The organism is Rhizobium leucaenae USDA 9039, assembly GCF_000426285.1.
Taxonomy (GTDB): domain Bacteria; phylum Pseudomonadota; class Alphaproteobacteria; order Rhizobiales; family Rhizobiaceae; genus Rhizobium; species Rhizobium leucaenae.
The window spans coordinates 1-14,122 of the sequence record NZ_AUFB01000030.1; the positions used below are offsets into that span (position 1 = coordinate 1).

Sequence of the window (14,122 nt, forward strand, 5' to 3'; positions counted from 1 at the left end):
GATCGCTGGTGGGAAATTATTGCAAACCCCACACTCGCCGATGCCATATTGGACCGCCTCGTTCACAACGCCTATCGCATCGATCTCACCGGCGAAAGCATGCGAAAACAGCGTTCGCCAATAGCGTCCGAAACACTCCAAGCTTGACCTGAAACGAAACCCAACCCAACATCAACGGGACCCAGGATCAGTCCGAAAAATGGCCGGCTTCAAATCGGAACGGCGGCCGGAATGAAATCGGAATGACTGGCCGGCTTCAAATCGGAATCGATGGCCGGCTTCATCGGAATACGCAACCTGGCCCACTATCGTCAGCCTCCCGCAAGAGTGCTGACAATTTGCGGAGCGCCATAAGCGATACCGATGCCGAGTACGCAATAAGCTGCCTTGCGCAAATCTAGGTAGCCGAACATCCAGGCAATCCCGACCACGATGATCGCAATCGTCGCCACTAGCTTCATCACATTGCCCGTAAGCATATTCACGATATTCTGCAGGACCGTCTCGATGCCGCCGGCGTTCTGGGCAAAAGCTGGCTCAATCGTAGCTGCCGAAAAGACGATAGCCATCAAGGCAGTGGTTGCGAATGCACGCATGTAGGACTTCGATGTCATTCTGGCTGCTCCGGTTGTTCATTTTGGAAGACAAGAGCGGACGAGTGACGCGCCGCATTAAACACATCCCAGGAAGGAATCCTTATCGTCGGCTGCTGCAATTCGTCGGCTTGGTCGTCGGAAGATCTTGCGAACGCATTTGCCTCGGCTCCTTCCTGCCTCTCGGATCGCACTCCGATCGTCAGCAAAGCCAATTTGGGCAATAGCCGTTTTGCCTCGCGCTGCACCTGCTCGTCATATTGAACCATCGTTCCGACCGACGGATCGGAGCGCCCGTAGTAAGATTGCAGCATGACCCGCTGCGCTTGCTTAGGAGCAGCACCTGCGTGAATAGCCAAACGATAATAACCGTCGAGCAGTGTGGCGGTCGCCTTGAGATTGAGACAGGGATCAAACGCGTCGGAAATTGTAAGATCACGCTTCCGCAATTCCTCAATTCCAATGCCACCAAGCCCCAGCTGGATATTCTGGTGCTCGGCTATCAGTGTTGTCGCGTCCTGGATCGCCTCCGCCTTGCTATGCGGCTGCTTGTCCACGGGCAGATCTCTATCGATGCGAATGGCAAACGGCTGGAAATTGCTTTCTAGGCTGACGACGGCTGCGAGCGTTTCGACGGCCACCGCTGGCGCGCAGGTTTCAGCAAGATCGGTGAAGGATACGACCATGGGTCAGTACCACACGCGTTGGCTACTGACACCATCGATGATTACGTCGACATAATGCGGTTGCGTGCGCCGGAGTGGTTTCAATGTCGGATAGCCCACACATTCCGCATGCCTGCCGTCGCGCTTCCATCGAGCCGAAATGACCAACCCGTGATTGTCGGATGCACTGTTCTTATCGGAGCTGCAGAAGCGTTCGTCGACCTTTTGAAGGATCGCGGAGACACAGGTTGCCTCCTCACCACGGCCACCAAATCCCGTCGTAAGCTTATAGCCGTCATTACAATAGTAAGGCTCGTAGCCAGGCTGGGTGGCCTGGAAGCCGATACCGCTGCAGGTCGGAAAGGAACGTCCTTTCGCCAGCTCCTGCCAAAGCCTGCTGATCGGTGGACGGCACTCGGCATATTGCGTCGGCCCACCTGGGTTTGAAAGGCAGAGGATAACCTTGCATCCCCAGTCCTCAGCGCGCGCATAACTCTCTGAAATGCTGTATATAAAGCTGGTGCCGGCAACGGCAAAGATCATTCCAACCATAAGGTTTTTCATGAGCACGACCCTTCAACGTGAACGCATCACACGATCTTTGGGGCTAAGGACCACAATTCCTGCGTCATTTATACTAACGTATATAATGTAGTTAAACCTATGGCAAGTACGCTCAACACACAATTGCACAGCATTTCGTTCGCAGCCTTCATCCTGCAGGAGATCATGGGCAACCCAAGGGAAGACGAGACGCCGCAATCACGACTGAAGCAGGTCGGCATGATGAGTGTCCTCTACATCATGCATCAGGGGCATCAGCCGCTAACTATCTCAAATCTCGTCGAAATTACAAAGCTGACACGCATGGGCGTCTCCGAGGTCATCGAACCACTGATTGCGCGTGGCATGCTCACCGAGACATTCGTGAAGAATTCGATGGGACGGGGCAAGGCGCGTCAGTTCGCAATTTCCGAGGAGATTTTTGAAAAGTTGCAGAGCTTTCAGATGAGATGAAGTCGTCCGAAAGAATTTCGCCAGGGCGAACCAAATCGCATTAAATAGGTCAGTTTGGCTTCCCGGCCCCTACGGGCAGAAGGTGAGCTGCCAGTTTGCGGTCGAGCGCCTCTGTCCGGAAGGTTCTGGGGCCGAATGTCTCGACGATACCGCCATTTAACTGCAGATTTTTGCATCGGTTCTGATCGGAAGCGTCGCTCACGATGGTGTCCGTGCCAAAGGCGGCGGATCGAACACGTAGCCCGACTTGTGTACCGTTCTAATGCCAGCCTCGCATCCGGGCAGCCGCTTCAGCGCCTTGCGTAAGCGAGCGATATAAACGTCTACTGTGCGCGGCGTAACAGGTAAGGAAGCCGACCAGGTCGATGCGATCAATTCTGAGCGGCTGCAAAGTTGCCCAGCTCGGTCGACCAGGCAAGATAGGATCTTCATTTCGACCTGTGACAGAACGACATTCTGGCCATTGCAGCAGGCGCGGCGCCCCTCCGCATCGATCTCGAATCCCCTGCGCGCTTTTGCTTCCAGCATTTCCAATGAAGTTCTTGGAGTTCTTGAGTCGGTCTGTTTGAGCGACATCAGCAATTTTTCTGGTGAAAGTGGCCGCGCGAGGCAATCATCAACACCGGCTCGTAACAAAGCAAGGTGGATCGGCTGCGCTCCGTCTCGAAGCAGCGCAATCAAACGCACATCTGCGAACGCGGAATGCCTGACTTCGATGCAAAGGGAAACCGCATCTTGAGTTTCAGGAGTGCAATCGAGGAGAATGGCGTGGATCCCATCATCAGCACATGAGTTCAAAACGTCGCTGGCGCTACACGCGAGAAATGGCGCAAATCCCTCCGTCTTCAGGATATAGCTGAAAGGCAGAAACAGCTCTGCATCCGCAGTCCAAATGACGACCCTCTTACGGTCTGCCGGATTCATGTCACTCGCCCTTTCGGGGTCCGCGTGGCTGAACACGCCAATGACTGGAAGCTATGGAGGGGCAAATTCACCGCCATTAACGTCGATGATTGCTCCATTAACGAATCCAGCATCCATTGACGTCAAAAATACAATGACTGCTGCGACGTCCTCTGGCGTGCCGAGCCGACCAGCCGGGATGCGGCCGATAGCTTCACGATTTGTCGGCGTGTCTGGCTCGCCTATCAAAGGCGTTAGGATTCTGCCGGGCGCCACTAGATTAATAGTGATGCCGAAGGGACTAAACTGGCCCACCAGCGTGCGCACCAGGCCAGCCATGCCCGCCTTGCTGGTAACGTAGGCCGGCCCGGCCACTCGAGGACGCGTTCGGCCCGCAAGCGACCCCACGAGAACGACACGTCCGAAACCGGTTTGTCGCATACCGCCGATGACGGCCTGACAGCACAGCATCGCACCCGTCAAGTTCACCGCCAGCACTCGGTTCCATTGGTCCAACCCGATTTCCTCAAACTGTGTAGGACCGTTCGGGCCTTTCGGCGATATTCCAGCGTTGCAAACAAGGATCTCAGCAAAGCCCCAGATGGATTGGAGTTCATCGAAGAATCGTGTGAGCGCCGCAGGGTTCGCTAGATCCACAACCCGACCGAGAACCTGATCGGGATCGAATTCTTCGGAAAGGGACGTGCATGCCTCCGCAACAGTATCACTGTTGTGGCTGAAAACAGCGACACGATGTCCCGCCGCCAGAAGTCTTCGCGCGGTCGCCAATCCTATGCCGCTCGTCCCTCCTGTCACAACCGCCACGCGAGACCGATCCGACATTATGCCGCCTCGTCCATGCTGGCAAACAAGGATAGAGCGGGATGGGCCTCAGGGTCTGTCATGACCTCGATGAGCAATGGCCCCTTCCGCGACAATCCATCTTGCAAATAACCTTTCAACTTGCTCGGATCCTCGACACGAACTGCAGGGCATCCGCAGGCTTGTGCGATCTGGACGTGATCGACGGGCGCGAAATGGCAAGCCGACGTGAAGCGACCGAACTTCGCAGTCTCGGCATCCCGTTGAAAGCCCAGAATGCCGTTATTGAGAAGGATGACGATGACAGGCAATTCGGACCGCACCATCGTTTCGATTTCCGCCCAGCTATGCGCGAACCCACCATCGCCGACGAGAGCAACAACGGGCTGGCTCGGCAGAGCAGCCTTTGCCCCCAACGCCAGAGGCAGCCCCCATCCCAGTCCGGCAAGTCCACGAGGCGTAAGAAATCGCATTCCCGGAGCAAGGGCGCGCAACTGACCGGCCACCCACATCGATGAATAGCTCGCGTCCGCAACAATGGTGGTTTGCGCAGTCAATAATCCCTGCAGTTCGGCCATGATACGCTCGGGTCGGATCGGTGAAGACGTCGCGTGCACAAGAGGATGCCTCTCCTCTTCGAACCGCCGCCAGCATTCTGCAATTCGGCCAACGACAGCGGCCCGCCGATCCCGGCGATGTGAGAGATCACAATCCTTCAACGCGTGAACAAGCTCGCGGAGCGTCTCTCTGGCATCGCCGACCAGACGCAAGGCCTGATAGTTGCGGCCGATTTCCTGCGGATCAACATCGATATGGATAACCTGTGCGTCTGGAGGAATCTGTCGCCAACTATCCGTCCCGTTTTGGTTTGTACGGGTTCCGATGAGTACGACAAGATCGGCGGCATTGACCAAAGCGGCGGTATGACGTCCAAGCGAGCGCGGGCCGACCAGCGATCCCAATACTCCCGCCGACAGGGCATGGTGTTCATCAACGGCACCCTTGCCCATATTGGTGGTGAAAACGGGGAGCACCGCCGTCTCCTGCAAATCAGCCAGTTCCTCGCAAGCATTGCTACCGAAGACGCCACCGCCTGCGATGACCACGGGATTTCTGGCATGGGAAATCATCTCTGCCGCCTCTCGTAATGTCGCACGATCGGGGCACGAGCGATCAAGTGGCCAATGCCCGAGATTGATAGATCGCGACGACAACGGGACACTAAGCTGCATGCGGAGTAAATCAGCGGGCAACAGCAATGCCACAGGTCCCGGCCGACCCGAGCCCGCGGCAGTGAAGGCGGCATCGATATAATCTTCGATCCGTTCGGGCACTATGACCCTGCGCACCCATTTCGTACACGACTGGAAGAGAGCGATGTGATCGAGCTCCTGAAAAGCGTTTCGATCCATCTGGTCACGCTCGACTTCCTGCACGAGCGCGACGATCGGAACACTCGCCTTCAACGCCTCAGCCATTGGCGGCACGAGCAGAGTTGCCGCTGGGCCATTCTGAGCTGCCACGACGCCGATTTTACCGGAACGCCGCGCATAACCGTCCGCCATCGCGCCACCCATGTTTTCCTGGCGATAGGCGATCTGGCGAATGCCAACCGCCTCGGCAGCCAGGATGAGCGCTGAAGGCAAGCTTTGGGCGAAGATATGTGTGACGTCGTGGCGCAGTAGCGAACGAGCTAGCGATTGAGCGACGGTTTCTAGGGTCTTCACGGTCATGCCTTCAACTCCTCAAACGCAGATTGATAGGTCTCAAGAAAGTCGCCGAAGGCTTCAACGATCAGATCGAGATCGGAATTCGTCATTGCCGTGGAGAGGCAGGACGCAGCACCAAAAGGAAGAAGGATGTCGAGCGAGCGAAAATGGCTCGTCATATTGGTCATCCAACTGTTCTGTTCAGGCGTTGGGAAAGCCTGCCGATATTCGCGGGGCGTGTGGCGCTTCGGGTGGATGCGGAAAAGCGAAGCTGACCCAGTTACTGAAAAAGGCGCCTCATAGCGCGCTATCGCGGCACAAAGACCATTGCGCACGTGTGTTCCCATTTCCTCGAGCCGCTCAAAACTTGCCGGTGTCAGAGCTTCCATGGCAACTCTCCCCGCTACCATCGACACTGGATTGGCCGAAAATGTGCCGCCTTGAGGTAGTACCGGTCTTGTTCCAACTCCTGCAAAGACCTCCATTACCTCCTTGCGGCCGCCCACAGCGCCGACAGGAAAACCGCCGCCGATAATCTTTCCAGCAGCGACCAGATCGGGCACGAGCCCAAATCGCGCCGATGCGCCGCGGTATCCTTGCCGCAGGTTGAGAACCTCGTCCGCAACGACGAGAAAGCCATATTGCCTTGAAAGGGTAGAAATTGCCTCGACAAAGGCTGGATCTGGTGCCGTCAGCCCCGCCCGGCTCGGCATCGGATCAATCAGAATGCAGGCAAGTTCACTCCCGGAAATTGCCACTCGCCGCTCCAAGCCTTCAATGTCGTTGAAGCGGATCACATCAACTTCCTCGGCAACACTCTCTGGTGCCCCTCTGTAGACGGTGGTTGCAGTCGGCGCCTCCTCAGGCCCCCACGATGCCGGCGCCGCGCTTTGGCTCACCTCGGCCCAATCGTAGGCCCCATGATAGGCTCCTTCCGCGCGTGCAATGCGCGACCGTCCGGTGAAGGCGCGCGCCGCCTTGATCGCAAACATGACGGCTTCCGTGCCACTATTGACGAAGCGAATATGTTCGATTGCCGGAATGCGCTGGACAAGCAACTCTGCCAGACCTAGCTCGTGCTCGGTAGGATTGGAAAAGCACGTCCCTTTTTGCAGAATATCTGCAACAGCGTCGGCGACGGGCAGATAACCATGACCATGGATCAGCGTCGTAAAGTTATTGTTGAGGTCGAGCAGACGATTGCCGTCGACGTCTATCAGATACGCGCCTTCGCCCCGCGCAATGTAGGTCGGTATGGGATCGCGTTCGACGGTAACCCGCGTAGTCCCATCAGGAAATATAAGTCGTCCGCGCTCGAAGAAGTATTGCGAGCGAGACCGCCGCGCTGCTCGTCGAAATGAGAGAAAATCCTGATGAAGCATGTGTTGTCTTCTCCGCTCGAGGATGCATTCGCATCCCGTTCATATTTTTGTTGCAACAAAAAAACATGAACGGCTGGAAAGTGCAACATAAAATTCAGGATCGACAGAAATTCTCTTAGCCCTGCTCCTTGTTGGCTTTCTTCATCTGCCGAAAGCCGTCGCGAATATCCGTCTCAATGGCAGCGCGCGCGGCCTGCGCGTCTCTTTCGACAAGTGCTTCGATGGCGACCCGATGGTTGCGGGCGCCGTAACGCTTCTCCGAAAACTCTGGATAAAGACCATTAAACGAAGCCCCTACCCGCAACCAAAGAGCCTCGATCACCTGCAAAAGATAGGGCATCCCGGCCAGGCGATAGATCCCGAAGTGAAACTCTTTGTTATGCCAAAGAGCATCGAAATAGCGCCGCTGATCCAATGCTGCATCGATTTTCGCTTGGATTGCCTCCAGCTCAGCGATCGTGACATTGGTGACGGCCTTGACGGAGAGCTCCGCAGCTAACCCCTCAAGCGCTAAGCGCATCTGCGTGATCTCCTCAAGGTCAACCAGTCTTAGATGTGGTACGATGACAGTTTTGGGGCCGGAGTATATGAGAGCTCCATCGATCACCAGACGATTGATGGCGTCGCGGGCTGGCGTCGAACTTACGTTCAACATTTGCGACACGGCCCGCACCGTCAGCTTCTCCCCAGGGGAAAAAGCACCCCTTATAAGCCGCTCTTTCATGTTGTCGTAGGCCATATCACCCAATCTCGTCGGCTGATGCTGATAGATTTCGTCGTCCTGGGTAGACTTTTTCAAGCGATCTCCTCCAAAAATGTTTTGACAAAGCAAATTTTTGTTGCAACAAAAATAAAATGCGACGAGATTGCAAACGTTATGTCGCATCAAACGTCATAGCATCTTTGCAAATCCCCGTCTTTCTCAAAGTTCAGTTGGAGAAGATGGACCGCAGCAGATTGGCAATTGCGCGTGCACGGCAGCCTTCGTCCGGCAACTCGGCATATCTGAAAACTAAAGCAATGGGAGAGGAACTTTGATCGGTCAAACGCTTGCGCTGAAAGGACTGGAAAAACGATACGAAAACGCGGTCGCGGTCGACGGTGTTTCACTTGTGATCCGGGCCGGCGAATTCCTGTCGGTCCTCGGCCCGTCCGGATCCGGCAAGACGACACTCCTGACCATGATCGCGGGCTTCGAAAACCCCAGCAGCGGCCAGATCATGATTGGCCCTCAAGATGTGACGTTCGTGGCGCCGAATAAGCGCAATATCGGAATGGTCTTCCAGCGCTACGCGCTCTTTCCCCATCTCACGGTGGCAGCGAACATCGCCTTCCCGCTACGCATGCGACATATGAGCGAAAGTCTGATCCGCCCCAAGGTGGAAGCGGCGTTGGCACAGGTGCATCTCGGCGACTACGGCAACCGATATCCGCACCAGCTATCCGGCGGCCAGCAACAACGCGTTGCGGTTGCCCGCGCCATCATCTTCGAGCCACCGGTCCTGTTAATGGACGAACCGCTCGGAGCGCTCGACAAAAAACTACGCGAGACGCTGCAACTGGAAATCAAAGGCCTTCAGCAGCGCCTCGGAGCGACGGTCGTTTATGTGACGCATGACCAGGAGGAGGCGATGACGATGTCCGACCGTGTGGCGGTGGTAGCGAATGGGCGGTTAGCCCAGGTCGGTTCACCGCTCGAACTTTATCGCTCTCCCGTCTCCGCCTTTGTCGGAGATTTCATCGGCCGCATGAATTTTCTGGAAGCCGAATACCTGGGACTAGAGAATGGAAATCATATGGTGCGGTTGCGAGGTGGCAACGTTGTTTCTACCGCACCTGCCGATGACGACGTCAGCGCCTTTTCGCTCGGGCGGGCAATCAGCGTGGCCGTGCGGCCGGAACGACTGTCACTTGCGCCGCATGGCCGTGACCGCGGCGCGATATTGACGGGCACCGTAGACGCAGCCGTGTTCGCCGGCTCGTTTTTTCTCTTTTTTGTGCGAACGCAGACCGGCAATAACCGCCTGCTCCAGATCCAGATGCCCGTTGGGCACGCAGCTGCAACTTTGCGCCGGGGCGACCTAATCGATGTCATCGCCGAGTCGAACGCGTTGCGCCTGTTTGCAAAAACCGAGGCCTAGTCGATGACCTCATCCATTCCAAACCAATCAGTAGCGTCTTCTTTCCGTTGGCTCCTCACGGGGACATCCCGCCACTATTCTCCGCTGCTGGCGATCCTTTTGATCCTGCCGCTGCTCGTCCTTTTGGCGGCGGTTTTCATCTATCCCATGGGGCGACTGATCGAAATTAGCCTTTCCGCAGCAACCGCGTTTGAACCCTATCAGCGCGCCTTCGAGAACCCTCTTTACGTGCAGGTGCTTCTCAGAACATTCGGTATCGCAACGATAGTAACCATTGCTTGTTTTGCAATTGGATACCCGACTGCGTATGCCATCGCGCACATGCGCGGCCGGCTTGCGAAAGTCGGCATGGCATGCCTCTTTATCCCACTTTGGACCTCAGTGCTGGTCCGCTCCTATGCATGGATCGTATTGCTAGGGCGCAACGGCATCGTCAACAACCTTCTCTTTGACATGGGTCTCATATCCGCGCCAGTGAAGATGCTCTACACCGAGGGCGCCGTCATCGTTGCTATGACACATGTACTGATGCCGTTCATGGTGTTGCCGATCCATTCGGCGCTGCGTTCCATTCCCAGCGCTTATGAGCAGGCGGCGCGCAACCTGGGTGCGGGCCGGATTGTCGCCTTTTGGCGGGTGACCTTTCCGCTCAGTCTACCGGGCGTGTTTGCCGGGTGCGTCATCTGCTTCATTCTTGCTATCGGCTTCTACATCACGCCAGCATTGGTCGGGGGACCGGGCGCGCTCATGATGGCGACCTTGATCGGCCAACAGACAATCGTCTTGCTGGATTGGCCGTTCGCCGCCGCTTTATCGGCGATCCTTTTGGCGGCAACATTGCTGCTGGTCACCGTTTTCCGACGTGCGCTCTCTTTCAGCAAAGGTTTAAACAGTGTCCATTAAGTCCTCAAACTTGACGCAAGAATTCGTTTCGCATTCGTCAAGCGACAGGCGTCGCAGCACCTTCCTTCCTCGGATGGTGAAACGCTCCGCCGACTTCGTGATCGCAATAGTGTTGTTGTTTCTTGTGTTGCCAACGCTATTGATTTTGCCTCTGGCGCTTAACAATGCCTCCTACATCGCCTTCCCGCCACAGGGACTGACGCTACGATGGTTTGTGGCTTATCTATCCGATCCCGATTGGCAAAATGCGACTATCTTCAGCCTTGAGATCGCCGCAGCGACAGCCGTAGTCGCAACAATCGTAGGCACCATGGCTGCAGTCGCCCTCGTACGCGGTAAGCTGCCGGGCAGAGCGTTGCTGCAGGCGCTCTGCCTCGGGCCAATGATTGTGCCACAGATCGTATTTGGGATTGCGCTTTTTCTCGTCTTTTCTCCGCTGCATCTCACCGGCAAGTTACCTGGCTTCGTCCTTGCGCACTCTGTGTTGGCGGTCCCATTCGTCGTAATTATCATCTCCGCAGCACTTGAGAGAATGGATCCTCTTCTCGAATTGGCGGCTCTAAGCTGCGGGGCAAGTCGGTTCCGGGCTTTTTTCGCGGTAACGCTGCCCAATCTCGCCCCGGCAGTCGCAACCGCGTCGGTCTTCGCCTTCCTGACGTCCTTCGACGAAGCAACCGTCGCTTTCTTTATCTCCGACACGGACGGAAAGACGATCAGCCGGAAAATGTTCGAAGATATAGACTTCAACCTGACACCCGTCATCGCCGCAGTCTCGGCCATTGTTGTCGCCGTTTCGCTGCTTCTGATGGGGGCAATTCACCTCCTGAACGGCCGCCGGGAGCAAAAATAGCGGCCGAACGTCCGCCGCGAGCGGATTATCCAATAGAGGGGAAATCGATGTTGACAAATTCAGTCATCCGGCTGAGCGGCGTTGCTATGCTTTGCGCGGCCGCTTTCATTGGGAGCGCCATGCCCCGACCTTCGTTTGCCAGTGATAAAGTCGTGATCGCGACTACTGGCGGTGCGTACGATGCGGCACTGCGGAAATGGTGGTTCGATCCGTTCACGGTCAAAACCGGTATCCACGTCGTATCTGTCGCGGCGACCAACGCCGAGATGCGTGCCAAAGCGACAGCGATGGTCAAGACAGGCAATGTGACCTGGGACCTCTATCCCGATGGAGAAATCCAGGTCAGCTCACAGGACCATCTCGCCATATCCGAACAGCTCGATAATTTTTGTGCGCAGTTCAAAGATCGGCAGGATCTAGTTCCCGACGCTTGTATTCCAGCGGGCGTCCGGCTTTTTTCGACGGCCACCTTGATGGCTTACGATCCGAAGGCGTTCAAGGGCAGTCAACCGGCGACCTGGGCTGACATGTGGGATACAACCAAATTTCCGGGCGGACGTTCATTCCCGAACTTCGATGATCCATGGCGTGTCATGGCCTCCGCGCTTCTGGCGGATGGCGTCAAACGCGAAAATCTATTCCCGCTTGACGTGGACCGCGCGCTGAAAAAACTTGACGAATTACGGCCATCAATTTCGCTCTGGTGGAAGACTGGAGATCAAAGCGTTCAAGGCTTTCGCGAGAAAGACTACAGCGTCGGGCAAATTTGGCTAACGAGAGCAAGCGCGCTTAGGTCTGAAGGGCGAACGATCGCCTGGTCGAACAAGGCAGCCTTTCTCGTAGGCGATCGCCTCACGATCATCAAAGGTGCGCCTAATCGCGACAACGCGCTAAAGCTCATCGCCTTCTGGTTGGACTCACCGGATATCCAGGCCAAGGTCTGTGAGGCGTTATTGTGTACACCGCCGAGTAGCGCTGCGATCGCGCTGATGCCTCAAGCTGTTCGAGATCAGATGCCCAGCGCTCAGGACGTGCGCGATAACATTGTCGTGCCTGATTCCAAATGGATCAACGATCATGCCGCCGAATTGCTGGAACGGTGGAATAACTGGATACAGTGACACAGGGCATCAAGAGATTCAGCATTGACCCGCCGAACACTCAGGCCGATGCACCCCGATCCGCGGAAGGTTGATCCGTAGAAGGTGCGCGCAATAACAGGGACGTTTAGCGCGCGCCAAGTGATTGATCCTCCTGAAACGCGGCATCTATAGCAACGTCATTCGCCTCCTGCGGCAATCACTGCCCAGGACGACGTCTTCGTAGAGGACTTGGCCGTTCTCAAAAGGAAGCTGCGCGAATGCGAAGGAGATTTAAACATGACCATCGCAGATTCACTTTTATCAAAGCTTCGTGATCCATCGCTGGTGATCGACAAAGCCCTGGTGGCTGGAGAATGGGTGTCGAACAGTGAAGGTGGCGGGAGGTTTGATGTACTCAATCCCTCAACCGGCGATCTTGTGGCGACATTGCCAGATCTCTCTCGCGCCGATGCAGCCCGCGCAATCGATGCAGCCTACCACGCCCAAAAAGTCTGGGCGAAGAAAACTGGGAAGGACCGCGCCGCTGCCCTACGGAGGCTTTACGACCTAATGATCGCAAACGCAGGCGATCTAGCGGTCATCCTGACAATGGAAATGGGAAAACCGCTCGCCGAAGCGAAGGGCGAGATTCTCTACGGCGCATCCTATGTCGAATGGTTTGGCGAAGAAGCAAAACGTGTTTACGGCGATACGATCCCCGGTCACCAGGCCGATAAGCGCATTGTCGTACTGAAACAGCCAATAGGTGTCGTCGCTGCAATTACTCCGTGGAACTTCCCGAACGCCATGCTCGCCCGCAAGTTTGCTCCTGCGGTCGCGGCAGGTTGCGCAATGGTTTCGAAACCCGCGGCCGAAACGCCGCTTTCCGCACTCTCACTTGCTCTTCTTGCCGAGCGTGCCGGCATTCCAGCTGGCGTCTTCAACGTAATCACGTCACGAGACTCGGCCTCTATCGGTAAAGAATTCACCGAAAATGAAAAGGTGCGGAAGCTGACCTTTACCGGCTCAACAGGTGTCGGCAAAATTCTTATGCGGCAGGGAGCCGAGCAGATCATGAAGCTCGGCCTTGAACTTGGCGGAAACGCGCCCTTTATCGTGTTTGATGATGCTGACGTCAATGCGGCACTCGAAGGCGCAATGATCTCCAAATACCGCAACAATGGGCAGACGTGTGTTTGCGCAAACCGCCTTTACGTTCAGTCTGGAATTTATGACATTTTCGCTCAGAAGCTTGCGGAAAAAGTCAGCGCCATCAAGGTTGGTGATGGCTTCGAACCGGGGGTCGACGCCGGGCCGCTCATCACGGAGAAGGCCGTTGCAAAGGTGGAGGAACATATCGCTGACGCTCTCGACAAAGGAGCGAAGATCCACATCGGTGGAAAGCCAGACGCCAAGGGAGGCCTGTTCTTCCAACCGACAGTCCTAACCGGCGTCACATCCGAAATGAAAGTTGCCCGAGAGGAAACCTTTGGACCGGTCGCACCGATCTTCAAGTTCGACACCGAAGAAGAAGTCGTGGAGATGGCAAACAATACGGAATACGGCCTTGCCTCTTATTTCTATTCCAAGGACGTCTCCAGGATCTTCCGGGTCGCAGAAGCTCTCGAGTATGGGATGGTTGGCATCAACACCGGCCTAATCTCGACTGAGGTGGCACCATTCGGTGGCATTAAACAATCGGGTCAAGGTCGTGAGGGCTCGAAGTATGGCATCAATGACTACGTTGAAATCAAATATCTCTGCCTCGGTATTTGATGCATCCCGATCGTGATGCTGGTCGCGGCAGCCGTCGTGTTCAGCGGCGCCTTGGTGTCGCAGCTATGGGCTCCTGAGACAAAAGGAAAGAGCCTCAGTGAGACTGCCGCCGGCTATTCGCATTAATCGGCGGCGCCCGGTCTCAAAGCTGGAACGGCCGTAGGACAATCTCGTCACTGCGGCCGTTCCCATTTGAGCAATCAAGAATGCGAGAACGCGATATTGTCCTATCGGCAAATCGTCGTCGCTTAACATCGACTATCTCGTCAACGTAGCTAC

The 14,122-nt window shown here is 55.9% G+C and carries 15 protein-coding genes; 7 read left to right on the plus strand and 8 right to left on the minus strand.

From position 1 onward, the window contains the following. A partial coding sequence (locus K290_RS36590) for an ATP-binding protein (RefSeq protein ID WP_161631257.1) occupies positions 1 to 147 on the plus strand: 147 nt, incomplete at its 5' end. A 164-nt stretch (positions 148 to 311) separates the two neighbouring features. On the opposite strand, the gene K290_RS0128070 is transcribed toward K290_RS36590, so the two are convergent. From K290_RS0128070 to K290_RS0128080, 3 genes are read right to left on the minus strand one after another with little or no spacing between them, the layout of a single operon-like run. Then, positions 312 to 614, minus strand: coding sequence for a TrbC/VirB2 family protein (locus K290_RS0128070; RefSeq protein WP_028754888.1), 303 nt, complete (start codon positions 612 to 614; stop codon positions 312 to 314). Further along, positions 611 to 1,279, minus strand: a complete 669-nt coding sequence (locus K290_RS0128075; RefSeq protein WP_028754889.1) for a lysozyme family protein — start codon at positions 1,277 to 1,279, stop codon at positions 611 to 613. The genes K290_RS0128070 and K290_RS0128075 overlap by 4 nt, the downstream gene beginning before the upstream one ends. A 3-nt stretch (positions 1,280 to 1,282) precedes the next feature. Continuing rightward, complete coding sequence (locus K290_RS0128080; protein WP_028754890.1) at positions 1,283 to 1,822, minus strand: hypothetical protein; 540 nt, start codon at positions 1,820 to 1,822, stop codon at positions 1,283 to 1,285. Between the two features lie 99 nt (positions 1,823 to 1,921). Here K290_RS0128080 and K290_RS0128085 point away from each other — a divergent pair, with 99 nt between their 5' ends. After that, entirely contained in the window at positions 1,922 to 2,275 is a 354-nt protein-coding gene (locus tag K290_RS0128085) for a MarR family transcriptional regulator (RefSeq protein ID WP_028754891.1), read from the plus strand. 198 nt (positions 2,276 to 2,473) lie between these two features. On the opposite strand, the gene K290_RS0128090 is transcribed toward K290_RS0128085, so the two are convergent. The 5 genes from K290_RS0128090 to K290_RS0128110 all read right to left on the minus strand — a co-directional run bounded on the left by K290_RS0128090 (position 2,474) and on the right by K290_RS0128110 (position 7,890). After that, positions 2,474 to 3,199 carry a response regulator transcription factor gene (locus K290_RS0128090; protein WP_028754892.1) on the minus strand — a complete coding sequence of 242 codons (726 nt, stop codon included), beginning with the start codon at positions 3,197 to 3,199 and terminating at the stop codon, positions 2,474 to 2,476. Positions 3,200 to 3,250: 51 nt separating this feature from the next. Further along, positions 3,251 to 4,021, minus strand: coding sequence for an SDR family oxidoreductase (locus tag K290_RS0128095; protein ID WP_028754893.1), 771 nt, complete (start codon positions 4,019 to 4,021; stop codon positions 3,251 to 3,253). Next, positions 4,021 to 5,733 (minus strand): acetolactate synthase catalytic subunit, encoded by a 1,713-nt coding sequence (locus K290_RS0128100; protein ID WP_028754894.1) that lies wholly within the window; start codon positions 5,731 to 5,733, stop codon positions 4,021 to 4,023. The genes K290_RS0128095 and K290_RS0128100 overlap by 1 nt, the downstream gene beginning before the upstream one ends. Continuing rightward, complete coding sequence (locus K290_RS0128105) at positions 5,730 to 7,091, minus strand: aspartate aminotransferase family protein (RefSeq protein WP_028754895.1); 1,362 nt, start codon at positions 7,089 to 7,091, stop codon at positions 5,730 to 5,732. Before K290_RS0128105 ends, K290_RS0128100 begins: the two co-directional genes overlap by 4 nt. Before the next feature lie 115 nt (positions 7,092 to 7,206). Then, the gene (locus K290_RS0128110; RefSeq protein ID WP_037136469.1) at positions 7,207 to 7,890 is read right to left on the minus strand and encodes a GntR family transcriptional regulator; all 684 of its coding nucleotides are present in this window, start codon (positions 7,888 to 7,890) and stop codon (positions 7,207 to 7,209) included. A 235-nt stretch (positions 7,891 to 8,125) separates the two neighbouring features. On the opposite strand from K290_RS0128110, the gene K290_RS0128115 reads away from it, so the two are divergent. From K290_RS0128115 to K290_RS0128135, 5 genes are all read left to right on the plus strand, one after another. Then, entirely contained in the window at positions 8,126 to 9,232 is a 1,107-nt protein-coding gene (locus K290_RS0128115) for an ABC transporter ATP-binding protein (protein WP_028754897.1), read from the plus strand. A 3-nt stretch (positions 9,233 to 9,235) separates the two neighbouring features. Further along, entirely contained in the window at positions 9,236 to 10,135 is a 900-nt protein-coding gene (locus K290_RS0128120) for an ABC transporter permease (protein ID WP_028754898.1), read from the plus strand. A 73-nt stretch (positions 10,136 to 10,208) separates the two neighbouring features. Further along, positions 10,209 to 10,985 carry an ABC transporter permease gene (locus K290_RS0128125; RefSeq protein WP_028754899.1) on the plus strand — a complete coding sequence of 259 codons (777 nt, stop codon included), beginning with the start codon at positions 10,209 to 10,211 and terminating at the stop codon, positions 10,983 to 10,985. A gap of 86 nt (positions 10,986 to 11,071) precedes the next feature. Continuing rightward, positions 11,072 to 12,106, plus strand: coding sequence for an extracellular solute-binding protein (locus K290_RS0128130; RefSeq protein WP_051264245.1), 1,035 nt, complete (start codon positions 11,072 to 11,074; stop codon positions 12,104 to 12,106). 258 nt (positions 12,107 to 12,364) lie between these two features. After that, on the plus strand, positions 12,365 to 13,843 hold the full coding sequence (locus tag K290_RS0128135) for an NAD-dependent succinate-semialdehyde dehydrogenase (RefSeq protein WP_028754901.1): 1,479 nt from the start codon (positions 12,365 to 12,367) through the stop codon (positions 13,841 to 13,843). Positions 13,844 to 14,122: the final 279 nt, after the last annotated feature.